Here is a 22,775-nt window from a genome sequence, read left to right on the forward strand (position 1 = left end):
GCATGAACGCGCCGCTGCCGCCGAACCATGACGCCGCCCGCCGCCGCAAGGCGGTGGTGCGCACGGCGCTGGTCGTGGGCGGCATCGCGGTGGCGATCTACATCGCCTTCATCCTGTCCGGGGTGCTGAACGCATGAGCGCGCCGGCCTCCAACAGCGCGGGTCTGCTGAAGCTGGTCGGCGTGGCGCTGGCCGTATTCGTGCTGACGTTCTCGCTGGTGCCGCTGTACCGCATCGCTTGCGAAAAAGTGTTCGGCATCCGGCTTGAGCAGGGCCCCGGCCAGGCGCGTGCCGCAGCCGAAGCCAGGAAGGCGCGCACGGTGACCGTGCAGTTCGACGGCGGCGTCAATTCCAAGCTGCCGTGGGCGTTCCATCCCGAGCAGCTGACCATGCAGGTGGTCCCCGGCGAGCTGTACGAAGCGCAGTACTTCGCCCGCAACGACAGCCAGCGCGCCATTGTCGGCAGCGCGGTGCCGTCGGTGGCGCCGGCGCGGGCGTCGGGCTATTTCACCAAGACCGAATGCTTCTGCTTCACCGCGCAGACGCTGCAGCCCGGCGAAAGCCGCGACATGCCGGTGCGTTTCATCGTCGATCCGGATCTGCCGGCCGACGTGAACACCATCACCCTGTCGTATACCTTCTTCAAGAACGATGCACTGACCGCGCAGATCGGCACGGGCAATGCGTCGACTTCGCCGTTCGCGGCACCCTGAACACAGCAATAGGATCGGAAGACTCCGCCATGGCCCAATCGCATTCGCCGGACGCCAACGTCTACTTCGTACCGCACCAGAGCAAATGGCCGTTCGTGGGCTCCATCGCCATGTTCGTGACCATGGTCGGTGTGGCCAGCTGGCTCAACGACGTCGGCTGGGGCAAGTGGGCGTTCTTCGCCGGCATCGCGATGCTGTGCGCCACGCTGTTCATGTGGTTTGGCGATGTCATCCGCGAGTCGGTGGCCGGCAACTACAACCGCCAGGTCGATGTGTCGTTCCGCATGGGCATGGTGTGGTTCATCTTTTCCGAAGTGATGTTCTTCGGCGCGTTCTTCGGCGCGCTGTTCTACGCGCGCCAGTACGCGTTGCCGTGGCTGGGCGGCGAAGGCGACGGCGTGATGACCAACAGCCTGTTGTGGGAAGGCTTCAGTGCCGCCTGGCCGACCGCCGGTCCGGGCCAGGTCGGCGGTGCGTTCCAGACCATCCCGGCCTGGGGACTGCCGCTGCTCAATACGCTGATCCTGCTGTCCTCGGGCGTGACGCTGACCATCGCCCACCATGCGTTGAAGGCCGAACACCGCAAGCAGGTGCTGGTGTGGCTGGGCATCACCGTGCTGCTGGGCTGCCTGTTCCTGTTCTTCCAGGCCGAGGAGTACATCCACGCCTACAAGGAACTGAACCTGACCCTGGGTTCGGGCATCTACGGTTCCACCTTCTTCATGCTGACCGGTTTCCACGGCGCGCATGTGTTCCTGGGCACGCTGATGCTGACCATCATGTGGCTGCGCGTGGCCCGTGGCCATTTCAGCAAGGACAACCACTTCGCGTTCGAAGCCGCCGCCTGGTACTGGCATTTCGTCGACGTGGTCTGGCTGGGCCTGTTCCTGTTCGTCTACGTGCTGTAAGCCGGGATTCGGGACTCGCGACTGGAACGGCAAAGAGCCGTCGTCCGCGAGCGCCGAACCAAGAAAGAAAAGCGACGGCTTGCCGTCGCTTTTCTGTTCCAGCAGGCTTTTCCCGAGTCCCGAGTCCCGAGTCCCGAGTCCCGAGTCCAAGCCCAAGCCCTAGGGATTGGAACCGATCCCATGCGGCTGTATCCAGCCCATCTTGATCGATACGATGATGATGAGGATCAGCAGCACCGACAGGCCGATACGCTTGGTCAGGGCGTTGACGGTGCGCTTGCTCTGACCCTTGTCGACCAGCAGGTAGTACAGGCCTGCGCCGAGGTTCCACACGATCAGTATCAGGAACGCGATGATTAGCAGGGTTTTCAACGAATCGTTCATGCTTTTCCCGGGGTGGAGTCGGCGTTGCTGCAGAAGCGCATTATTGCAGCCGCCGGGAAAATTCTGGTGAGCCGCCGCATGCCGCTGGCGCTGGGCTGGGGACTGGCGTTGCTGGCGATGGCCGCGTTCAGCGCCCTGGGCAGCTGGCAGCTGGGCCGGGCCAAGCAGAAGCAAGCGATGCTGGCGGCCGTGCAACAGGTACTGGCGCAGCGCGACTCCCCGATGTCGATGTCTGCGGCGGCGGACGACTCGCAAGCGACCCGTTATGGCTGGGTGGCGGGGCAGGGCCGGTTCATTTCCGCGCCGGCGGTGCTGCTGGACAACCAGACCCGCGACGGCCGTGTTGGCGTGCGCGCGTACCGGGCATTCCAGCCGGTTGCCAGCGCAACGCCGCTGCTGGTCGAACTGGGCTGGCTGCCGCTGCCGCCGGACCGGCAATTGCCGACCGTGCCGCTGCCCGCCGGCGTGCAGGCGTTCCGCGGGCTGCTGACGCCGCCGCCTTCGCCGGGACTGGTCAATGCCCGGCCCGCCCGCCAGGCCGATGGCACGTTGCTGGTGGCGGCGCTGGATCTGCGGCAACTGGCGCCGGCGCTGCAACTGGATGCGTTGGCGCCGCGCGTGCTCAAGCTGGACCCGGATCTGCCGCTGGGCTATGCGCGCGATCTGGAGATCCTGCCCAATACCTTGCCGCCCGAACGCCACCTGGGCTACGCCGTGCAATGGTTCGGATTGGCGTTGGCGGTGCTGGTCACCGCACTGGTGCTGACGGCACGCACGCGCAGGGGCAAGGGCGCAATCGGCGGCCGGCCATGAGAAAATACCGGCCATGAATTCCGCTTCCCCCGATCCCGCCCAGACCCGTCGTGGGCGCTGGATGCTGATTGCCCTGTTTGCGTTGTTCTTCGGCAGCGTCTTCGGTGCCGGCGTGCTGCGCTTCGCCGGCTGGCAGCCGGCAGGGTTGCGCAACCACGGCGAGTTGCTGCAACCGCCGGGCGATGCGCGCGCCATCGTGCCGCGGCTGGCCGACGGCGGCGAATACCGCTGGAACCCGGGTGAACGCATCTGGCGCATCGCGCTGGCGCCACCGGCCGATTGCGCCGCCGAATGCGTGCGGCTGGCGCAGGACCTGGACAAGGTGTGGCGGCTGTTCGGCCACAACGCCGACGAGGTCGAAATCCTGTGGATCGGCACGCCGCCAGCGGATGCGCCGCATCCGGCCTCGTTGCGGGTGCTGCAGGCCGATGCCGCGTTGCTGGCGGCGTTGCCGCGGCTGAACGACCCGGCCGGCGTGCCGGTGTATGTCATCGATCCCAATGGCTTCGTCGTGCTGCGCTACCCGCCCGGTTTCGACCCGGCCGGGTTGCGGACGGATGTGTCCAAGCTGTTGAAGCTGATGTGAGCCGTTGCCTGTGAGCCAATCCCCGACCTCTTCCCCGGCGCGGCCTGCGCGCTACCGGCATTTCCACCGCATCGCCTGGCTGGCGGTGGCGCTGACCCTGTGCGTGGTCGTGTTCGGCGCCTTCGTGCGGCTGTCCGATGCCGGCCTGAGCTGCCCGGACTGGCCGACCTGCTACGGCCGCGCGGCCTGGCCAGGCGCGGCGCAGGAAGCGGTGGGACATGCCGCCAGCGAGATCCGCCCGTTCGAAACCCACAAGGCCTGGCGCGAACAGGTGCACCGCCACCTGGCCGCCTCGCTGGGCATACTGGTGCTGGTGCTGGCGCTGCTGGCGGCGCGCCGGCGCCGTTACGGCATCGCCCAGGTGCTTGCCGCTTCGGCCCTGGTGGCGGCGGCGATACCGCTGTACATGCACGGCGAACACGTCGCGGCATCGGCGCTGGCCATCGCCGGCGAAGCGATACTGCTGTTGGCCGCGTTGCGCTGGAGCAATCTCGATCTGGCGCGGGTGGCGGCGCTGACGCTGGCGGTGATCGTCTTCCAGGCGTTGCTGGGCATGTGGACGGTGACCTGGCTGCTGAAACCCATCGTGGTGATGGGCCACCTGCTGGGCGGTCTGACCACATTCTCGTTGCTGCTGTGGATGGCCTGGCGCGCCACCGACCGGCCGATCCGGCTGGCCGATGCCGCGACGCTGCGGCGCTGGGTGATGGGCGGGCTGATCCTGCTGGCGCTGCAGATCGCGCTGGGTGGCTGGGTCAGCGCCAACTACGCGGCGCTGTCGTGCGGCCTGGATTTCCCCAAATGCGCCGGGCAGTGGTGGCCGCAGGCGGATTTCCGCGAGGGCTTCGTGCTGTGGCGCGGCATTGGCGTCGACTACGAAGGCGGTGTGCTCGATGGCGCCTCGCGCATCGCCATCCAGCTGGCGCACCGCGTCGTCGCGGTGCTGCTGGCGCTGTACCTGCTGTCGCTTGCGATGCGCCTGCTGCGCACGCCGGGCATGCGCGGCTGGGCGATCGCGCTGGTGGTGCTGACGGTAGGCCAGGTCGCGCTTGGCATCCTCAACGTCAAGCTCAACCTGCCGCTGCCGGTGGCGGTGGCGCACAACGGCGGCGCCGCGCTGCTGCTGTTCACCCTGGTTTCGCTGATCGCGCGTCTGCGCAGGCCCGGATAAGCCATGAGCCCGTCGTTGCGCCAATACTGGGATCTGACCAAGCCGCGGGTGGTGGCGCTGATCGTGTTCACCGCATTGGTGGGCATGTTCCTGGCCATCGACGGATTGCCGACTGCGAAACAGGCGCTGCGCGGCGCGTTGGGCTTCCTCGGCATCTGGCTGGCGGCGTCCAGTGCGGCGGCGATCAATCAGCTGCTGGACTCGCGCATCGACGCCAAGATGGCGCGCACCTCGTGGCGCCCGTTGGTGCAGGGCCAGGTCAAGCCATGGCAGGCGCTGGCGTTCGCGCTGGCGCTGGCGGCCCTGTCGATGACCATCCTGGCGGTGTGGGTCAACGTGATCACGGCCTGGCTGACGTTTGCGTCGTTGATCGGCTACGCGGTGATCTACACCGTATTCCTGAAGCGGGCCACGCCGCAGAACATCGTCATCGGCGGCATTGCCGGCGCGGCGCCGCCGCTGCTGGGCTGGGCGACGATGACCGGCATGCAGGGCGAGTGGGACTGGCCGCACGCGCTGCTGCTGGTGCTGATCATCTTCGTGTGGACGCCGCCGCATTTCTGGGCGCTGGCGATCTTCCGCCGCGACGACTACGCGCGCGCGCTGGTGCCGATGCTGCCGGTGACCCATGGTGTCACCTACACGCGCTGGCAGATCCTGTTCTACACCGTGCTGCTGGTGGAAGTGACGGTATTGCCGGTGGTGTTCGGCATGAGCGGGCTGTTCTATCTGGGCGGCGCGCTGGTGCTGGGTTCGGTGTTCCTGTGGTACGCATGGCGGCTGCTGAATCCGCCCGACGAATTCTTCGCGATGCGCGTGTTCAACTATTCCATCGTCTACCTGATGGCGCTGTTCGCATTCCTGCTGGTCGACCACTGGCTGATGCCGTGGCTGCAGCCGGCCGCGCCTGCGCTGATGGAATTCGTTCCGCAATAGACGGTGCGGGCAATCGTTTCCCTGTAGGAGCGATGTCAGTCGCGACCGGAATGACCGCCGCGCTCAGCAGGTCGCGCCAGTGCAGTCCTGCTTGTCCGCCGACTGCGGCAGCAGCCGCTGGGCAACGGCCGGCTCCAGCGATTTTATGCCGGCGGCCTTGCCCAACTGCATCGCATCTCCGGGACTGGCCTGTTCCTGCTGCGCGGCCATCAGCGCCAGCAGCGCGCCGACGCGATTGCCCGATGCGCAATGCAGCAGCACGCCGTCGCCGCTTTCGTCCAGCAGCTGTTTCAGCGCCGCGGCGTTGGCCGCGGTCAGATCGTCGGCGCCGGCGATGGGCAGGCGATGGAAACGCAAGCCGCGCGCCCTGACCTGGGCTTCCTGTTGCGCGGCATCGCCTTCGCCGGCGGGGCGCAGATCGATGACGGTATGCACGCCGTCGGCCGCCAGCCGATCCAGTTGTTCCGGTGTTGGGGGACCGCCGGTAGTCAGGCCCGGACGCGGCTGGCGCAGCTCGGTGGCGCCAAGCAATGCGCAGAACGCGGCCACCGACAGCAGCAACGCGACGTTCACCAGGGTGCGGACGATTGTGCGGTTCATGGCGTTCTCCGATGGTTCAACTGCGGCCGATGCGCGCCTGCAGCAGCGCGCGCAGCTCGTATTTGTCGGCCTCGTCCAGCCCCAGCTCGCGCGACTTGACCTGCAGTTCCTCGATGCGCTGCTGCAGCGTCTGCTTGTCCAGCTGATGGACGGCATCCAGCAGCTCCACCCGCCAGCTTTCCTCGTCGCCAGGAATGACCTGCATGGCCAGCTTCTGCAGCGCGTCCAGTTCGCTGCGTTCGGCGAAATGCTCCAGCAACGCGCCAGTGCTGATATCCGGGCGCGTGCGCACGATTTCAAGCAGCTCCAGCAACAGCTCCACGCCCGGCTGGCGCAGTCCGGCGAACCCGTAGGGCGGCTCCAGCGCCAGCGCCAGCGCCGGCTTGTGCAGCAGCCGCACGACAATGCTGCGGACCAGGCTGGGCTTGTTGGCGCCGCTGGGCGCAATCCGCCGCGGCGGCGGGGCCGGCCGCGCCGGTGCCTGCGACTGCGCGCCGATGCCGGTGATTTCGCCCAGCCGCTGGCGCATCAGATCGCCGAAGGCGCCGTCGGGAATCTGCGCCAGCAGCGGCTTGGCGCGTTCGGCCAGCCGCGCGCGGCCATCCAGCGTGGACAGGTTGATGTCCTTGCCCAACTCGTCGAAGAAGAACTGCGACAGCGGCGTGGCGGCCTGCAGCCGCGCGTCGAAGCCGGCCGCGCCTTCCTGCCGCACGATGGTGTCCGGGTCCTCGCCGTCGGGCAGGAACAGGAAGAACGCCTGCCGGCCGTCCTTCATCCGCGGCAGCACCGATTCCAGCGCGCGCCAGCCGGCACGTTGGCCGGCGGCGTCGCCGTCGAAGCAGAAATACACGTCCGGCGCATTGCGGAACAGCAGTTCGGCATGCTCGGGCGTGGTCGCGGTGCCCAGCGTGGCCACCGCCTGGGCGACGCCGTACTGGAACAGCGAGACCACATCCATATAGCCTTCGACCACGATCAGCCGGGCGATCTTCTGGTTGGCTTGGCGCACCTGCCACAACCCGTACAGTTCGCGGCCCTTGTGGAACAGCGCGGTTTCCGGCGAGTTGAGGTATTTCGGGCCGTCGTCTTTGTCCAGCACGCGTCCGCCGAAGGCGATCACGCGGCCGCGGCGGTCGTGGATCGGGAACATCACCCGGTCGCGGAACTTGTCGTAGGTATGGCCGCGCTCGTTCTTCGACAGCATGCCGGCGCGTTCCAGCAGCTTGAGCCGGCGCTCGTCGGTGCCCAACGCGTCCTTGAGCGCGGAAAAGCCGTCCGGCGCGTAGCCGATCATGAACTGGCTGCGGACGGAAGCTTCCACGCCGCGGCCGTCCAGGTAGGCGCGCGCCTTGTCGCTGCTTTCCAGCTGGCGCTGGAAGAACCGCGCCGCCGCCTCCAGCGCGTTGTACAGATCGCGGGTGTCGTTGTTCTGGTTGTGCTGCTGGGTTTCGCGCGGCACTTCCATGCCGTTGCGCCGGGCCAGTTCCTCGACCGCATCCAGGAATTCCAGCCGGTCGTAGTTCATCAGGAACGACAGCGCGGTGCCGTGCGCGCCGCAGCCGAAGCAGTGGTAGAACTGCTTGGTCGGCGACACCGTGAACGACGGCGAGCGCTCGTCGTGGAACGGACAGCAGGCGGAATACTCCTTGCCCTGGCGTTTCAGCGGCACGCGCGCGGCGATCACCTCGACGATGTCCGTCCGGGCGAGCAGTTCGTCGATGAAGGCGTCGGGGATGCGGGCCATTGATCAGGGCGTGCGGCGCGGCCGGGGTCGGCCACGCCAGGTGCGTGCGGAGCGGGGAAACAATGAGGAAGTGTATGCCGATACGCAGCCCAATGACGGTGCCTGTCGCCGATTCAGGCCTGGCCGGGAGCTCAACGGTCCGGAGCGTCCGCCGGCGCGAGGACCTGATGGATGCCGGCCTGCCGCAGCCGCAGCCGGGCCTGGACGCGCTCGTCGATGACCGCGGTCAGCAGCGCGCCGGCAAAGAACACCAGCGTGGCGTAATAGATCCACAGCAACAGGATGACCAGCGTTCCCATCGAGCCGTAGGCGCTGCCGGGCGCCGCCTCGCTCAGATACAGCCCAATCAGCCAGCGTCCTGCGACGAACAGCGCAGCGGTAATCGCGCCGCCCAGGAAGGCCTGCCGCCACTGCACGCGCCGGTCGGGCAGATAGTGGTAAAGCAGCGCGAAGGCGAATACGTAGATGGCCAGCGATACGGCATTGCCCAGCACCGGCAACAGCGACGGCACCCGCGCAAACATCACCTGCAGCGCGGTGCTCAGCGTCATCGATACCAGCAGCAGGAAGCCCAGCGCGAACACCACCCCGAACGAGAAAATGCGCTTGCGCAGCCAGGCCGCCGCGCCGGCCAGGCGCTGGGCATCGGTGCGGAAGATCAGGTTCAGCGCCGCCTGCAGCCGTGCGAACACCACGGTGGCGCCGACGAACAGCAGCAAGGTGCTCCACAGCCCCGCGATCGAGCCCACGCCGGGGCGGTCGCGCGCGTTGGCGATGATGGTCGCGGCCACCGTGCGCGCGCCTTCGCCGGCAAGATCGCCGATCTGCAGGATCAGGGCTTCCTGCGCGGGGGGGTACAGCGAGGCGGTCAACCACAGCAACAGCAGCAGCAACGGCGCCAGCGACAGCAGGGCGTAGAACGCCAGCGCCGCGGCCTGGGTCATCAGATCGGTTTCGGCGAAGCGTTGCGCCAGCGCGACCGGCAGGCTTTGCTGCAGGCGTTGCAGCTGGCGTCTGAGTCTGGCGGGCGACAGGCGGCGGAGCATCGTGCCGAAAGGATCTCCGGTATGGCGATGCCACCAGCATGCCAGAGCGGCGTTTGCGGTCCGTGAGCGCGGCCGCCGCCGCGCCGGGATCGCGTGCGGCTACTGGCTTTCGGCCAGCGCCAGCAGGGCAGCACCGCTCAACCGCTGCACGGTCCATTCGTCCTGACCCACCGCGCCCAGACTGCGGTAGAAGCCGATGGCCGGCGCATTCCAGTCCAGCACCGACCATTCGAAACGGCCATAGCCGCGCTCCACCGCCAGCCGCGCCAGGTGCGCCATCAACCGCCTGCCCAGGCCCAGCCCGCGATACTGCGGGCGCACGAACAGATCTTCCAGGTACAGCCCGGGCAGGCCCAGGAAGGTGGAGAAGTTCTGGAAGAACAGCGCGAATCCGGCCGGCTGCCCATCGACTTCGGCGATGACGACTTCGGCGGCGGGATGGGCGCCGAACAGCTGTTCGCTCATCCCGGCTTCGGTGGCAACGGCTTCGTGGGCCAGTTTTTCGTATTCGGCCAGTTCGCGGATAAAGCCCAGGATCTGCGGAACATCCGTGCGGGTGGCGGGGCGCAGAGCGATGGCAGGTGCATTCATGATGCATCGAACCTCGTGGTCGGTTCCCTGCCTGCGGAGGCGGGGAGGGCTGGGATGCTGCGGTAGCGCGCGAAACCACACCCCCTGCTTTCGCAGGGGGAGCGCAAATCAGCCGGCCAGCTTCTTCTTCAGCAGCTGCGAGACCAGACCCATGTCGGCCTGTCCGGCCAGCTTGGGCTTCAGTACGCCCATCAGCTTGCCGATGTCGGCCGGACCGATGGCTGCGCCGCTTTCAGCGGACATGCCGGCGATGGCCGCGTCGATGGCGGCCAGGATCTCGGCCTCGCCCAGCTTGGCCGGCAGGTAGCGTTCGATCACGACGATTTCGGCGCGTTCGACCTCGGCCAAGTCCTCGCGGCCGGCGGCCTCGTACTGGCTGACCGAATCCTTGCGCTGCTTGACCATCTTTTCCATCGCCGCCAGCACCGCGGCATCGTCCAGCTCGATGCGCTCATCGACTTCGCGCTGCTTGATGGCGGCGTTGATCAGGCGCACGACGCCCAGCGTGTGCTTGTCGCCGGCCTTCATCGCGGCCTTCATGTCGGCAGTCAGTTGTTCTTTCAGGCTCATGCTGCTCTTCCTCGCAAGATCCGCCCCCTCAGGGACGGGTTGATGGCCGAATCGGCCAAACCGAAAAACACAAAAAGCCGGCCACGCTCGCGCGTGCCGGCTTCTGGCGGCGCTTCCGCGGCTGCGCCTGGAGGCGCGCCGCGGAAGAACCCGCACCTGCGCTCAGTACAGGCGCTGGCGCTTGGTGACGTCGCGCGAGCTGCGGCGCAGCTGGCGCTTCACCGCGGCGGCGGCCTTGCGCTTGCGTTCCTGGGTCGGCTTCTCGTAGAACTCGCGCTTGCGGGTTTCGGCCAGGACACCGGCCTTCTCGCAGGTGCGCTTGAAGCGACGCAGAGCAAACTCAAAAGGCTCGTTTTCGCGGACTTTGACGCTGGGCATACGTAATCTCGACTCTATGTTCGGCCCGGTCACGCCGGGGTGAGCCGCGCATTATAGCGGCGGGGCCGGGAAACGTGCAACATAGCCCCCATGAAGGTTCTGGGCATCGAAACCAGCTGCGACGAGACCGGCGTGGCCGTCTACGACACCGGCCGCGCCGGGGCGGGCGCCCTGCGTGCGCATGCGCTGTACAGCCAGATCGCCCTGCACGCCGAGTACGGCGGAGTGGTGCCGGAACTGGCCAGCCGCGACCACGTCCGCAAGCTGCTGCCGCTGATCCGGCAGACCCTGGCCGAGGCCGGCCTGGCGGTCGACGAACTGGACGGGGTGGCCTATACCGCCGGCCCCGGGCTGGTCGGTGCGCTGCTGGTCGGCGCTGGCGTGGCGCGTTCGCTGGCTTGGGCGCTGGACCTGCCGGCGGTGGCGGTCCATCACATGGAAGGCCATCTGCTGGCGCCGCTGATGGAGGACGACCCGCCCGAACCGCCGTTCGTGGCGCTCTTGGTCTCCGGCGGACACACCCAACTGGTGGCGGTGGAGGCCATTGGCCAGTACCGGCTGCTCGGCGAGACGCTGGACGATGCCGCCGGCGAAGCCTTCGACAAGACCGCCAAGCTGATGGGCCTGCCCTACCCGGGCGGGCCGCAACTGGCCAAGCTGGCCGAACAGGGCCGCCCGGGCGCCTACCGGTTCTCGCGGCCGATGACCGATCGGCCGGGGCTGGATTTCAGCTTTTCCGGACTCAAGACCCAGGTGCTGCTGGCCTGGCGCGACAGCGATCAGGGCGCCGATACGCGTGCCGACATCGCCCGCGGCTTCGAGGACGCGGTGGTCGAGACGCTGGCGATCAAATGCGAACGCGCGCTGGATGCGGCCGGCTGCGACGTGCTGGTGGTCGCCGGCGGGGTCGGCGCCAACCGCCGGCTGCGCGCGCGCCTGCAGCAGATGGCGGAAAAGCGCGGTGGCCGGGTCTGCTTTCCGCGCCCGGAGCTGTGCACCGACAACGGCGCGATGATCGCCTTCGCCGGTGCGCTGCGGCTGCAGGCCGGCCAGCACGAAACGGCGGAAGTCAAAGTCGCCCCGCGCTGGGACATGGCGGCGCTGCCGCCGGTGGCGGCAGCGCGGGAATCGTAAATGGGGAATCGGGAATCGTAAAAGCGATCCCGCGTATGCCGTTACCATTCCCCATTCCCCATTCCCCATTCCCGGTCTCATGGACAAGGTCTTCATCGAAGCGCTGGAAGTCGACGCCGTCATCGGCATCCACGACTGGGAGCGCAGCATCCGCCAGACCCTGAGTCTGGATATCGAACTGGGCTTCGACAACCGCGTGCCGGCCGCCAGCGATCAGGTTGCCGATACGCTGGACTACGACGCCATCAGCCAGCGCATCACCGCGTTCGTGCAGCAATCGCAATTCGGCCTGGTGGAAACGCTGGCCGAGCGCTGCGCGGCGCTGGTACTGGCCGAGTTCAACGTGCGCTGGTTGCGCTTGAAGCTGAGCAAGCCCGGCGCGGTGCGCAATGCGCGGGCGGTGGGCGTTGTCATCGAACGTGCACAGGAGTCCGCCGGATGATGGAACGGCTGCAGGCGTTGCGCGCAACGCTGGAACCGTATCCCTGGGCCTACACCGCCGTTGTCGCCGCGGCGCTGCTGACGGCCGCATGGCTGGCCAACTGGGTGACCAAGCGGGTGCTGCTGCGCGGGCTGCGCAAGGCGTTGAATGCCTCGCCGCTGGCCGGCGGCGATCACCAGGTCAAGCTGCGGGTGATTCCGCGGCTGGCCAACGTGGTGCCGGCCATCGTACTGGCCGCAGGCGTGGCGGTGGTGCCGGGCCTGCCGGAGCTGCTGGTCGCGGTGGTGCGCAACGTCTGCGTCGCCTTCATCATCCTGACCGTCGCGCTGGCCATCTCGGCGGCGCTGGACATGGTCAACGAGGGCTACCAGCGGCGGCCCGATGCGCACAACAAGCCGATCAAGGGCTACCTGCAGTTGCTGAAGATCGTGGTCTTCGTCATTGCCGCGGTGCTGATAGTCGCGGCGCTGATCGACCGCTCGCCGGTGATCCTGCTGTCGGGCCTGGGCGCGATGATGGCGGTGCTGATCCTGGTGTTCCAGGACACGCTGCTGTCGCTGGTGGCCAGCATGACCATCAGCTCCAACGACATGGTGCGGGTCGGCGACTGGATCGAGATGCCCAGCCAGAATGCCGATGGCGACGTGATCGACATCGCCCTGCATACGGTGAAGGTGCAGAACTGGGACAAGACCATCAGCACCATCCCGACCAAGAAGCTGATCAGCGACTCGTTCAAGAACTGGCGCGGCATGAGCGAATCCGGCGGGCGCCGGATCAAGCGCGCGCTGTACCTGGACCAGAACAGCGTGAGGTTTCTGGAACCGGACGAACGCAGGCGCCTGCGCCGCTTCTCGCTGCTCGACGGTTACCTGGCCGGCAAGGAAGACGAATTGGCGCGCTGGAACGCGCAGCTGGCCGAACGCGGCAAGGAGCCGGTCAACACCCGCCGCGTCACCAACCTGGGTACGTTCCGCGCGTATGTCCAGCAGTACCTGCGCGCTCACCCGGACATCCATCAGCAGATGACGTTGCTGGTGCGCCAGTTGCAGCCGACGCCGGCCGGCTTGCCGCTGGAAATCTACTGCTTCACCAGTACGGTGGAATGGGGACGCTACGAGAACATCCAGTCGGATATCTTCGATCATCTGCTGGCGATCCTGCCCGAGTTCGGCCTGCACGTATTCCAGCAGCCCGGCGGCGCGGATCTGCGCCAGGCCGGCGCGGCGGCGCTGGCCGCATCGACCGCCTCGGCCACGCTGGCCGGGACGCCCTGATCTGCATATGCACCGTTACCTGCTGTTGCTGGGCACCGATACCGACGACGAATCGTGGTTGCGGCAAGCCCGGATCCGGCTCGGCCAATCCGGCAGGTTGCTGCGCGAGTCGAAGCTGGTGCATGGCCCCAGCGTGGTGCCGGGCGATGGCCACCGCTACATCAACCAGGCCTTGCTGATCGAAACAACGCAACCTCGGGACGAGTGGGCGGCATGGCTGAAACGGGCCGAGCGCGATCTGGGCAGGCGCCGCGATGGCGCCAACTACCTCATCGATATCGACCTGGCCGCCGAATGCGATGCGCAGGATCGCGTGATCTGGCACAACCCGGACAAGCTGGCGCATGCGTTGTTCCGTGAGCTGGCGGGACAAGTATTGCCTGAAGCTGCTGTTCTGCACGGCATGGAATAGCCTTCCTTGGTAGGAGCGACGTGAGTCGCGACCGCGCCCCGATAGCCATTCGGTGCCAACAATGAAGAACGCGCCGCAGCGCATCCGGATGGCCAAGAGGCAGGCTTCAATCGCTCTACGCGCGTCGCGACTTACCGATGCCGACATGCCGACACCGCGCCTACAAACGCGATCCGTCAGATAAAGATCGAGCGGCCGCCATCGATGGCGACGATCTGGCCGGTGATATAGCCATTGCCGGTCAGCAGCCAGCGCACCGCCGAGACGATGTCTTCCGGCGAACCCTGCCGCTGCAGCGCGGTGCGCTGGCGCACGATGTCCAGGGTTTCGGCCTTGACCGGGTTTTCCGACCACAGCACGTTGCCGGGGGCGACGGCATTGACGCGTATCTCCGGCCCCAGTTCGCGCGCCAGCGACTGGGTCATCATCGCCAGCGCCGCCTTGGCCATGCAGTAGACGCTGTGGCCGGCCAGCGGGCGCTGGGCGTAGATGTCGGCCAGGTTGACGATGGCGCCGCCGGCCGCCTTCAGATGCGGCGCCGCCGCCTGTGCCAGGAAGAACGGTGCGCGCGCGTTGGATGCGAACAACTCATCCCACTGTTGCGGAGTCACCGTGCCCAACGGCGTGGCGTAGTAGGCCGAGGCATTGTTGATCAGCGCATCCAGCCGGCCGAAGCGGCCAACCGTGGCGGCGACGATTTCCGCCAGCCGGTCGAACTCGCCCAGATCCGCCTGCACCGCCAGCGTGCTGCCAGCGCGCGCGGCTTCCAGTTCCGCCACCAGCGCCTGCATCTCCGCGCCGGAGCGGCGGTAGTGCAGCGCCACGTCGTAGCCGTCGGCATGCAGGCTGCGCGCGATCGCCGCGCCCACGCGTTTGGCGCTGCCGGTGATCAGGGCGACGGGGCGGGTAGCGTTCATGCGGACGATCCGTTGACGTATCTGGCGCTATTGTCGCTGCAAGCGTCGCCTTGCGCGCGGCGCTTGACGGATTTGCCCGGTGCAGGCATGTTGCATTGCACCACCCCTGCCGGCATCGGGCCTGCAGACGCAGCGGAAAGGGGCGAATGGACTGGGCGAAATACCGCACCACCACTTTCGACGAGCTGATCCAGGCCAATGGGCAGCCGCATCCGGCCGCGCGCCGAGTGGTCGAATACCTGGCCGGGCTGTCCAGCCGCGAAATCGCCGAACGCCAACTCGCCGCCGATGTCATCGCCCGCGTCCAGGGCATCACCTTCACCGTCTATTCCGACGGCCGCAACGTCGATCGCACGCTGCCGTTCGATCTGATTCCGCGCGTCATCGACCGCCGCGAGTGGCAGCGCACCGAGGCCGGCCTGAAACAGCGCATGCGCGCGCTGAACCTGTTCATCGGCGACATCTATGGCCGGCAGCGCATCGTCAAGGACAAGGTGTTTCCGGCGATGCTGCTGAAGGATTCGGTCAACTTCCGCCCGCAGTGCGTCGGCGTCGAGCCGCCGCTGGGCGTATGGGCGCATGTCTGCGGTTCGGACCTGGTGCGCGACGGCGACGGCACGCTGTACGCGCTGGAAGACAACCTGCGCATTCCCAGCGGCGTGTCGTACATGCTGGAAAACCGCATGGTCGCCAAGCGGGTGTTTCCGGAACTGTTCGAAACCAGCTCGATCCTGCCGGTGGACGACTATCCCAGCCAGCTCTACGACACCCTGGCCGCGCTGTCGCCGCGTCCGGGCAACACCCCGGTGATCGCGCTGCTGACGCCGGGCGTGTTCAACAGCGCCTATTTCGAACATGCCTATCTGGCGCAGGCGATGGGCATCGAACTGGTGGAAGGCAGCGACCTGTTCGTCGCCGACGACGACTGCACCTATATGCGCACCATCTACGGTCCGCAACGGGTCGACGTGATCTACCGGCGCGTGGACGACATGTTCATCGATCCGGAAGTGTTCCACCCCGAGTCGGTGCTGGGGGTGCCCGGGCTGATCCGCAGCTGGCGCGCCGGCAAGGTGGCGCTGGCCAATGCGCCCGGCGCCGGGGTGGCCGACGACAAGGTCGTCTTCGCCTATGTGCCGAAGATGATCAGGTACTACCTGGACGAGGAACCTATCCTGCCCAACGTGCCCAGCTACCTGTGCCACAACGCCAAAGAGCGCAAGTACGTGCTGGCCAACCTGGACAAGCTGGTGGTCAAGCCGGCCAACGAATCCGGCGGCTACGGCATGCTGATCGGGCCGCGCGCGGGCAAGCGCCAGCGCGAGAAGTTCCGGCAGCTGATCGAAGCCGACCCGCGCAACTACATGGCCCAGCCGACGCTGTCGCTGTCCACCGCGCCCATCGTCACCAAGCAGGGGCCGTCGCCGCGGCACCTGGACCTGCGGCCGTTCATCCTGTCGCGGCAGGACACCTATGTGACCACCGGCGGCCTGACCCGGGTGGCGATGGAGAAAGGATCGCTGGTGGTCAATTCCTCGCAGGGCGGCGGCGCCAAGGACACCTGGGTGGTCGACCTGGAAGAGGAGGAGGACTAGGGCTTGCTACCGCTGTTGGGACAGGCCACGCCGCGCTTGAGTGCGTGCGGGGCAAGGAAGAACGAGGGAATCTATGTCGATAAATGACCGAGTAATGACGCAGCACCGCGCGCACTCAAGCGCGGCCCCTCGGGTTGTCGTGTCCGGCCGCCATGCGGCCGCGCACGACTTGGACAGGCGGCCAGCCTGCCGCGGCGTCGTGCACGACCACCTGACGACCGGACACGGCAACGTGGCCTGTCCCAACAGCGGTAGCAAGCCCTGATGTTGTCGCGCGTGGCCGACAACCTGTACTGGTTCAGCCGCTACGTGCGCCGCGCCGAGAACACCGCGCGGCTGGTCGGCGTCGGCAGCCAGCTGCAGCTGGACATGCCGCGTTCGGTGCGCTTCGCCTGGCGGCCGATGATCGACACCGCCGGCGCCGGCGAGGTGTTCGCCGAGCTGTTCCCCGATGCCGGTGAGGACGTCAGCGACGTCGAAGTGGTGCATTTCCTGCTGCTGGACGAGCGCAATACCTCGTCTCTGCGCAGTTCGGTCGATGCCGCGCGCGAGATCCTGCGCAGCATCCGCGACAGCCTGCCGCAGGACGTATGGGAAGCGGTCAACGACCTGCACCTGTACATCGCCGCCAACGGCGAGCGCAGCATCAGCCGGCGCTACCGCATCGACTTCCTCAGCCGCATCATCGACGGCTGCCTGAAGGTGTCCGGTCTGCTCAGCGCCAACGTCAGCCGCGACATCGGCTTCCAGTTCCTGCGCCTGGGCACGGCGCTGGAGCAGGCCGACATGACCACGCGTATCATCGATGCCGGCGCCTCGGGCCTGATCACCCCGCGCAACGAGGACGATCTGGAGGTCTACCAGAACATGCAGTGGATGGCGGTGCTACGTTCGCTGGCCGCCTACCAGATGTACCGGCGCCATGTGCGCCAGCGGGTCACCGCCGAGCATGCGCTGCGCTTCCTGCTGCAGAACAACGAGTTCCCGCGCAGCGTGCAGTTCTGCCTGATCCGCGCCCAGCGCGTGCTGCCGGCAATGCCGTTCCGTCCCAGCGTGGACCGGCACATGAACCGCGTCGTCGGCCTGACCCGCAACGCCGATCCGGCCTGGCTGGCGGCCAAGAACCCGGCCGCCTTCATGGACGAAATCCAGGTGCACCTGGGCGCGCTGCATAGCGCGATTGCCGAAGGCTATTTCCACGGTTGAAGCGGTATCGCCACTCCAAGCGTTTTGTAGGAGCGACGTGAGTCGCGATGGCGCCCCGACAGCCATTCCGGGGGCGCAATGAAAAACGCGCCGCAGCGCGCTCGGAGAGTAAACAAAGCTGGGTTTGTCGCGTCTTCTGGCTAGCGGTCGCGACTCACGTCGCTCCCACGGGGGACAAGCACGGAAGGAACACCCTACTGCTGCCCTTGCGCATCGCCCGGATCCTGCCGCGACGGCAGCCGCCGCGGCGGCATCGGCGGCAATGCGCCGGTCGGCGCTTCCGGTTCGTGCGGCGGCTCCCATGGGAAACGCGGCAGGCTGCGCACGGCCGCTTCCAGCTTGCGCGACCAGCTGTCGTGGATTTCCGCGTACAGCGGGGTGTCGCTTTCCAGCCGCATCTTCTGGGTGACTTTCAGATCCCCGGCGCGGACGATGGCCATGTCCACCGGCAGCCCGACCGACAGGTTGGAGCGGATGGTCGAATCCAGCGACACCAGCGCGCAGCGGGCGGCGTCTTCCAGCGTGGTTTCCGGGCGCAGGATGCGGTCCAGGATGGGCTTGCCGTACTTGGATTCGCCGATCTGCAGGTATGGCGTCTCCGGCGAGGTGGCGATGCAATTGCCGAGCGGATAGACCATGTACAGGCCGGGCCGCTCGCCGGCGATCTGGCCGCCGAGGATCAGGGTGGACTGCACGCTGACCCCGCTCTGCTGGGCATCGTCGCTGACCCTTGCCTGGCTGGCGACCAGGGTTTCGCCGACGTACTCGGCTACCTCGTACAGATGCGAGAACGTGCGCAGGCTGCGGGCGGCGTTGGGATCGTCGGCATCGCGCTGCAATCGCGACAGCGTCAGCTGGGTGGTGGCCAGGTTGCCGGCGGACATGATCACGAACACCCGTTCGCCCGGCCATTCGAACAGGTGCATCTTGCGATAGACGCGCACGTCGTCGAACGAAGCGCTGGTGCGCGTATCCGCGGCGAAGACCAGGCCTTCGTTCACTTCGATGCCGACGCAGTAGGTCATGGCGTGTCCGTTGTTGCTATGCACCACGATTCTATGCGTGCCCCGCAGCCTTGGCTAGCCGCGGCCCACGTACAATGGCGGGCATTCCCCACACTGGTTACGCAATGCAGGCCGAACTGCCTTTGCCCGACGCCGATGCGCAGGCCCATAGCCGGCGATTGAGCGACTTCATCCGCACCGAGATTGCCGGCGCCGGCGGCGCGATACCGTTCTCCCGCTTCATGGAGCTGGCGCTGTATGCGCCCGGACTGGGTTATTACAGCGCCGGCAGCAGCAAATTCGGCGAAGCCGGGGACTTCGTCACCGCGCCAGAACTGGGGCCGCTGTTCGCCAGTTGCGTGGCCGAGGCGGTGGCGCCGGTGCTGCAGCAACTGGGGCCGGAAGCGGAGTTCGTGGAAATCGGCGGCGGCAGCGGCGCGTTCGCCGAGGTGATGCTCAAGCGCCTGCTGGCGCTGGATGCGCTGCCGGCCCGCTACGCGATTCTGGAGCCGAGCGCGGATCTGCGCGAGCGCCAGCGCGAACGGCTCGGCCGCAGCCTGATTCCGCCGGTGTTCGACCTGGTGGAATGGCTGGACCAGCCGCCGGCGCAGGACTGGAATGGCGTGTTGTTCGCCAATGAGGTGATCGATGCCTTGCCGACGCCGCGTTTCACCCTGCGCGATGGCGAAGTGTTCGAAGAAGGCGTAGCGCTGGATGGCGAAGGCCGGTTCGTGCGTACCGAGCGTCCGGCCGATGCGCTGCTGGCTGCCGCGGTGCGGCATGTCGAGCGCTACCTGGATGCGCCGTTCCCCGATGGCTACCGTTCCGAACTGCTGCCGCAGTTGCCGTACTGGATCCAGGCGGTGATGGGCGGGCTGCGGTCCGGCGCCATGCTGTTCGTCGACTACGGTTATCCGCGCCGCGAGTACTACCTGCCGCAGCGCAGCGACGGCACCTTGCGCGCGTTCTACCGCCAGCGCGTGCACAACGATGTCTTCCTGTGGCCGGGCTTGCAGGATCTGACCGCTTCGGTCGACTTCACTGCACTGGCCGAAGCCGGCACCAATGCCGGTTTCGATCTGGCCGGCTACTGCACGCAAGCCAGTTTCCTGCTGGGCAACGGCCTGCAGCAGCGGTTGGAGGAAGTCGAAGAACGCGCGCAGGAAACGGCCAAACAGCGCTTCCGCAATGAAGCCAAGCAGCTGACCCTGCCCAGCGAAATGGGCGAACGCTTTCAGGCCATGGGTTTCGCGCGCGATGTCGAATTCGGCGCGGCGTTCCTGATGAACGATCTGAGCTGGCGCCTGTAGGACGCGCACGGATGAAACCCTTCAAGTACCCGAAGTTGTGGTTGTCAGTGTGGCTGGCCGCCATTGCCGCCGTCGTCGTTCTTTCGCTGCTGACCTTGTCCGGCCTGCCGGAACTGCCCAAGGGCAGCGACAAGCTCGAACACTTCCTTGCCTATTTTTTGCTGTCGGCCGCCGCGGTGCAGCTGTTTTCCACGCAGCGCGCGCATGGCCTGGCGGCGGTCGGGCTGATCGCGATGGGCATCGGGCTGGAATTCGCCCAGGGCGCCTACACCACCCAGCGCATGCAGGACCCGTTCGACGCGTTGGCCAACACGCTGGGCGTGCTGGCCGGACTGGCGGTTGCGCTGACCCCGCTGCGGGACCTGTTGCTGCGCTTCGAACGACGGCTCGTTGCCCGGACACCAGGCTGACGCGCCGGCTGATCCTGTAGGAGCGACGCGAGTCGCGACCGTGCTGCGACAAACCTTCGACACAGATAAAAGCGGATAGGGCGGATAAAACATCCTGTTCTTATCTGCATTCGTCCGCTCTTGCCTGCCTCCACTCTTTCCCGGCGATGAGGATCCACCGACACCCTGTCGCGACTCACGTCGCTACTGCAAGGTTGCGATGGCGGTGGCGCTATGGCTGCAGCGCCACTTCATCCAGCACCCACATGTCCGGCCGGGTGTCGCCGGTAAACAGCACGCAAAGATCCTGTTTGCCGGTGATGCCTTCAGGTAGCGAGGCGGTCAGATTGATGAATCCATCGGCATCCGGTGCCGCCGGCAGCGTTACGCTGTTGAGCACCTTGCCGTGGCAGCCGTTGGCGCGGATTTCCAGTTCGCCGTGCGCGGTTTTGGCGGGCTCGAAGGTGCGGCTCGGCTCGTCGTGCGCCAGCTGGAAGTAGTACGGAATCCGGCCGGCACGCACGTTGACGGCGCTGATGCCGTCCAGATCCGCGCCGTTCCACTGCCAGCACGGGTAGAAGATGGTGACGTTGAAGATGGCGCGTTCGCCTTGCGCCGGGCCGTCGTCTTCCAATCGCAGCAGCAAGCGGCCGGTGTCCGGACAGACCGCCAGCTGTTCGTCGCTGCGCCGCAGCAGCGAAGCGGCATCAATCCGGAACTCGCTGGTGTCGCCAAGCGGCTTGCCTTCGAAGAATGTGGCGGCGCGCACCTGCACCGGCAGCTTCACATCGAACGGCGACCGGTATACCGGAGAGGCGGCAACGGGTTGGCTGCCGTCGGTGCTGTAGCGCACTTCGTAGCCGAGCGGGTTGGAAAGCATGACCTGTGCGGTACCGGCCTTGCGATCATCGTCGATGGCGATGCCCACTTCGAACGGCGTCTTCGCGTAGCCAATGCCCATCGCGCTGTAGCGATGCAGCTGCGCCGGCAGCCGGGCCAGGAAATCCGGATAGTCCTTGCCGGCCTGCGGCGTCCAGCCGGTTTCGGCGACCGCGGCCAGGCGCGGGAACACATTGTGCTGCAGGCGCTGGAAGTTGCGCGTGTGTTCGGTCCACATATTGGCCTGCAGGCCGAGAATATGGTGCCTCTGGCTGTCTTCCAGTTCAGTCGGTACCGGTTCGAAGGCGTAGATCTGCTCCAGCGGGATAGTGGCGGGCCGACCCGGCGGCTCGTTCGGCGAGTCGGTCTGCAGGTAGTCCAGATAGGTTTCCGACGACGGCGACATCACCACGTCATGGCCCTGCCTGGCCGCTTCCAGGCCGCCTTCGATGCCGCGCCAGGACATCACCGTGGCTTCCGGCGGCAGGCCGCCTTCGAGGATTTCGTCCCAGCCGATCAGGCGGCGATCGTGCGCGGCCAGGAACTTCTCCAGTCGCTTGATCAGATGGCTCTGCATCGCCATCTCGTCCTTGGCGCCAAGCTCGCGCATGCGCTGCTGCACACGGGCCGAAGCCTGCCACTGGTCCTTGACCGCTTCGTCGCCGCCGACATGCACATAGGGGCCGGGGAACAGTTCGACGACTTCGGCCAGGACGTTCTCGAGAAACACGAACGTGCTTTCTTCCACATTGAACAAGGTGGTGTTGACGCCCCATTCGTTCAGCACATGGATCGGCTTGCCGGTCACGCCCAATTCGGGGTAAGCGGCCACCGCGGCCTGCGCATGGCCGGGCACGTCGATTTCCGGGACGATGGTGATGTGCCGCTGGGCGGCGTATTCCACCACCTCGCGGATCTGATCCTGGGTGTAGTAGCCGCAGTACGGTACTGGCTTGCCGGTCGCGGGATCCCTGCCGGCATCGCCGGCGGGGATGCGGCAGCCGCCGACCTCGGTGAGCCTGGGGTAGCGCTTGATTTCGATGCGCCAGCCCTGGTCATCGGTCAGGTGCCAATGGAAGGTATTGAGCTTGTGCAGCGCCATCGCATCGAGCATCTGCTTGATTTCATCGACCGACTGGAAGTGACGGGCGGAGTCGAGCATGAAGCCGCGCCAGGCGAAGCGCGGGGCGTCGTCGATGCGCAGCGCCGGTACGCTGATGCGGTCGTCGTCGTTGCCGGTCAGCAACTGCCACAGCGTCACCGCACCGTAGAACAGGCCGCGCGCGTCGGCAGCGGTCATCTGGATCCGTTCGGGGGAGACCTCCAACATGTAGGCCTCCGGTGAAGCGGCGGCCATGCCCGAGTCGATGGCGAACACGATGCCGCTGGCATCGTCGTCCGCTGCGTCGGAGATTTTCAGATCGATGCCGCGCGCCTTGGAGACAAAGCCGGCGAACTGAGCGGCCACCGTTCTTGCCGCTTCGCCCCGGGCCAGTAGCGGCGTGGCCGCGTCCACGATGAACTCGCCGTCGTTGCGCTGCACACTGGCCGGCGCAGGGATCAGCGACAGGCGCTCGGCTGTGGGCGTATCCGTATCGACGGGCTCGTCCTTGCCGCATCCGGACAACGCCACCGGCAGCAGGCCGGCGGCCAGCAGCAACGCGAAAACCCTCGTACCTGAAAAGCCCATCGAATCATCCTCGTGTTATGGCCAGCTTGCTTGCGATTCAAACAAAGCGGGCCCGGACAAGTCCAGGCCCGCAGCGGGAGA

Annotated in this window: 25 protein-coding genes; 15 read left to right on the forward strand and 10 right to left on the reverse strand. The window is 66.8% G+C overall.

All coding sequences use genetic code 11. The features are described 5' to 3' along the window. Window positions 1-2: 2 nt before the first annotated feature. Genes CRO39_RS21305 through CRO39_RS14690 form a run of 3 tightly spaced genes read left to right on the forward strand, consistent with a single transcriptional unit; the run spans window position 3 to window position 1,620 of the window. Window positions 3-137 carry a hypothetical protein gene (locus CRO39_RS21305; RefSeq protein ID WP_274382262.1) on the forward strand — a complete coding sequence of 45 codons (135 nt, stop codon included), beginning with the start codon at window positions 3-5 and terminating at the stop codon, window positions 135-137. Next, entirely contained in the window at window positions 134-712 is a 579-nt protein-coding gene (locus CRO39_RS14685) for a cytochrome c oxidase assembly protein (protein WP_097122702.1), read from the forward strand. Before CRO39_RS21305 ends, CRO39_RS14685 begins: the two co-directional genes overlap by 4 nt. 29 nt (window positions 713-741) lie before the next feature. Next, window positions 742-1,620, forward strand: coding sequence for a cytochrome c oxidase subunit 3 (locus CRO39_RS14690; RefSeq protein ID WP_097122703.1), 879 nt, complete (start codon window positions 742-744; stop codon window positions 1,618-1,620). Window positions 1,621-1,779: 159 nt separating this feature from the next. On the opposite strand, the gene CRO39_RS14695 is transcribed toward CRO39_RS14690, so the two are convergent. Beyond that, window positions 1,780-2,004: a twin transmembrane helix small protein gene (locus tag CRO39_RS14695; protein ID WP_097122704.1), complete on the reverse strand. Its 225-nt coding sequence runs from the start codon at window positions 2,002-2,004 to the stop codon at window positions 1,780-1,782. Window positions 2,005-2,070: 66 nt separating this feature from the next. On the opposite strand from CRO39_RS14695, the gene CRO39_RS14700 reads away from it, so the two are divergent. Genes CRO39_RS14700 through cyoE form a run of 4 tightly spaced genes read left to right on the forward strand, consistent with a single transcriptional unit; the run spans window position 2,071 to window position 5,510 of the window. Next, window positions 2,071-2,817: an SURF1 family protein gene (locus CRO39_RS14700; protein WP_425479707.1), complete on the forward strand. Its 747-nt coding sequence runs from the start codon at window positions 2,071-2,073 to the stop codon at window positions 2,815-2,817. 13 nt (window positions 2,818-2,830) lie between these two features. Beyond that, window positions 2,831-3,403 (forward strand): hypothetical protein, encoded by a 573-nt coding sequence (locus CRO39_RS14705; RefSeq protein WP_097122705.1) that lies wholly within the window; start codon window positions 2,831-2,833, stop codon window positions 3,401-3,403. Window positions 3,404-3,413: 10 nt separating this feature from the next. Then, window positions 3,414-4,574, forward strand: a complete 1,161-nt coding sequence (locus CRO39_RS14710; protein WP_097122706.1) for a COX15/CtaA family protein — start codon at window positions 3,414-3,416, stop codon at window positions 4,572-4,574. A gap of 3 nt (window positions 4,575-4,577) precedes the next feature. Continuing rightward, complete coding sequence (cyoE, locus tag CRO39_RS14715; RefSeq protein ID WP_097122707.1) at window positions 4,578-5,510, forward strand: heme o synthase; 933 nt, start codon at window positions 4,578-4,580, stop codon at window positions 5,508-5,510. Between the two features lie 63 nt (window positions 5,511-5,573). Here cyoE and CRO39_RS14720 read toward each other — a convergent pair whose 3' ends face one another. The 6 genes from CRO39_RS14720 to rpsU form a co-directional block, all read right to left on the reverse strand. Then, window positions 5,574-6,110, reverse strand: a complete 537-nt coding sequence (locus CRO39_RS14720) for a protein tyrosine phosphatase family protein (protein WP_097122708.1) — start codon at window positions 6,108-6,110, stop codon at window positions 5,574-5,576. Between the two features lie 16 nt (window positions 6,111-6,126). Further along, a complete protein-coding gene (gene dnaG, locus CRO39_RS14725; RefSeq protein WP_097122709.1) occupies window positions 6,127-7,854 on the reverse strand; it encodes a DNA primase in 1,728 nt (575 codons plus the stop codon). A gap of 131 nt (window positions 7,855-7,985) precedes the next feature. Beyond that, window positions 7,986-8,900 carry a YihY/virulence factor BrkB family protein gene (locus CRO39_RS14730; RefSeq protein WP_097122710.1) on the reverse strand — a complete coding sequence of 305 codons (915 nt, stop codon included), beginning with the start codon at window positions 8,898-8,900 and terminating at the stop codon, window positions 7,986-7,988. Between the two features lie 99 nt (window positions 8,901-8,999). Continuing rightward, entirely contained in the window at window positions 9,000-9,491 is a 492-nt protein-coding gene (locus CRO39_RS14735; RefSeq protein ID WP_097122711.1) for a GNAT family N-acetyltransferase, read from the reverse strand. A gap of 108 nt (window positions 9,492-9,599) precedes the next feature. After that, a complete protein-coding gene (locus CRO39_RS14740) occupies window positions 9,600-10,061 on the reverse strand; it encodes a GatB/YqeY domain-containing protein (RefSeq protein ID WP_097122712.1) in 462 nt (153 codons plus the stop codon). A 162-nt stretch (window positions 10,062-10,223) separates the two neighbouring features. Continuing rightward, complete coding sequence (gene rpsU / locus CRO39_RS14745) at window positions 10,224-10,439, reverse strand: 30S ribosomal protein S21 (RefSeq protein WP_002808376.1); 216 nt, start codon at window positions 10,437-10,439, stop codon at window positions 10,224-10,226. A 90-nt stretch (window positions 10,440-10,529) separates the two neighbouring features. Here rpsU and tsaD point away from each other — a divergent pair, with 90 nt between their 5' ends. The 4 genes from tsaD (at window position 10,530) to CRO39_RS14765 (ending at window position 13,704) form a co-directional block, all read left to right on the forward strand. Next, window positions 10,530-11,573, forward strand: a complete 1,044-nt coding sequence (gene tsaD / locus CRO39_RS14750; RefSeq protein ID WP_097122713.1) for a tRNA (adenosine(37)-N6)-threonylcarbamoyltransferase complex transferase subunit TsaD — start codon at window positions 10,530-10,532, stop codon at window positions 11,571-11,573. Between the two features lie 79 nt (window positions 11,574-11,652). After that, window positions 11,653-12,015, forward strand: a complete 363-nt coding sequence (gene folB / locus CRO39_RS14755; protein ID WP_097122714.1) for a dihydroneopterin aldolase — start codon at window positions 11,653-11,655, stop codon at window positions 12,013-12,015. After that, window positions 12,012-13,292: a mechanosensitive ion channel family protein gene (locus CRO39_RS14760; protein ID WP_097122715.1), complete on the forward strand. Its 1,281-nt coding sequence runs from the start codon at window positions 12,012-12,014 to the stop codon at window positions 13,290-13,292. Before folB ends, CRO39_RS14760 begins: the two co-directional genes overlap by 4 nt. A 7-nt stretch (window positions 13,293-13,299) precedes the next feature. Beyond that, window positions 13,300-13,704 carry a 2-amino-4-hydroxy-6-hydroxymethyldihydropteridine diphosphokinase gene (locus tag CRO39_RS14765; protein ID WP_097122716.1) on the forward strand — a complete coding sequence of 135 codons (405 nt, stop codon included), beginning with the start codon at window positions 13,300-13,302 and terminating at the stop codon, window positions 13,702-13,704. A 176-nt stretch (window positions 13,705-13,880) separates the two neighbouring features. Here CRO39_RS14765 and CRO39_RS14770 read toward each other — a convergent pair whose 3' ends face one another. Further along, window positions 13,881-14,621 carry a pteridine reductase gene (locus CRO39_RS14770; protein WP_097122717.1) on the reverse strand — a complete coding sequence of 247 codons (741 nt, stop codon included), beginning with the start codon at window positions 14,619-14,621 and terminating at the stop codon, window positions 13,881-13,883. Between the two features lie 146 nt (window positions 14,622-14,767). Here CRO39_RS14770 and CRO39_RS14775 point away from each other — a divergent pair, with 146 nt between their 5' ends. Both CRO39_RS14775 and CRO39_RS14780 read left to right on the forward strand, forming a co-directional pair. Continuing rightward, complete coding sequence (locus tag CRO39_RS14775) at window positions 14,768-16,216, forward strand: circularly permuted type 2 ATP-grasp protein (RefSeq protein ID WP_097122718.1); 1,449 nt, start codon at window positions 14,768-14,770, stop codon at window positions 16,214-16,216. A 264-nt stretch (window positions 16,217-16,480) separates the two neighbouring features. Then, window positions 16,481-17,422, forward strand: coding sequence for an alpha-E domain-containing protein (locus CRO39_RS14780; RefSeq protein ID WP_097122719.1), 942 nt, complete (start codon window positions 16,481-16,483; stop codon window positions 17,420-17,422). 194 nt (window positions 17,423-17,616) lie between these two features. Here the strand turns inward: CRO39_RS14780 and CRO39_RS14785 are convergent, their stop codons facing one another. Beyond that, entirely contained in the window at window positions 17,617-18,447 is an 831-nt protein-coding gene (locus tag CRO39_RS14785) for a proteasome-type protease (protein WP_097122720.1), read from the reverse strand. 74 nt (window positions 18,448-18,521) lie between these two features. Between CRO39_RS14785 and CRO39_RS14790 the strand changes: the two genes are divergently transcribed. Beyond that, window positions 18,522-19,736 (forward strand): class I SAM-dependent methyltransferase, encoded by a 1,215-nt coding sequence (locus CRO39_RS14790; RefSeq protein ID WP_425479708.1) that lies wholly within the window; start codon window positions 18,522-18,524, stop codon window positions 19,734-19,736. Window positions 19,737-19,747: 11 nt separating this feature from the next. Further along, window positions 19,748-20,146 (forward strand): VanZ family protein, encoded by a 399-nt coding sequence (locus CRO39_RS14795; RefSeq protein WP_425479709.1) that lies wholly within the window; start codon window positions 19,748-19,750, stop codon window positions 20,144-20,146. A gap of 211 nt (window positions 20,147-20,357) precedes the next feature. Here the strand turns inward: CRO39_RS14795 and CRO39_RS14800 are convergent, their stop codons facing one another. Further along, a complete protein-coding gene (locus CRO39_RS14800) occupies window positions 20,358-22,694 on the reverse strand; it encodes a family 20 glycosylhydrolase (RefSeq protein ID WP_097122723.1) in 2,337 nt (778 codons plus the stop codon). Between the last annotated feature and the right edge of the window lie 81 nt (window positions 22,695-22,775).

It is taken from the genome of Pseudoxanthomonas wuyuanensis, assembly GCF_900215535.1.
Taxonomy (GTDB): Bacteria; Pseudomonadota; Gammaproteobacteria; order Xanthomonadales; family Xanthomonadaceae; genus Pseudoxanthomonas_A; species Pseudoxanthomonas_A wuyuanensis.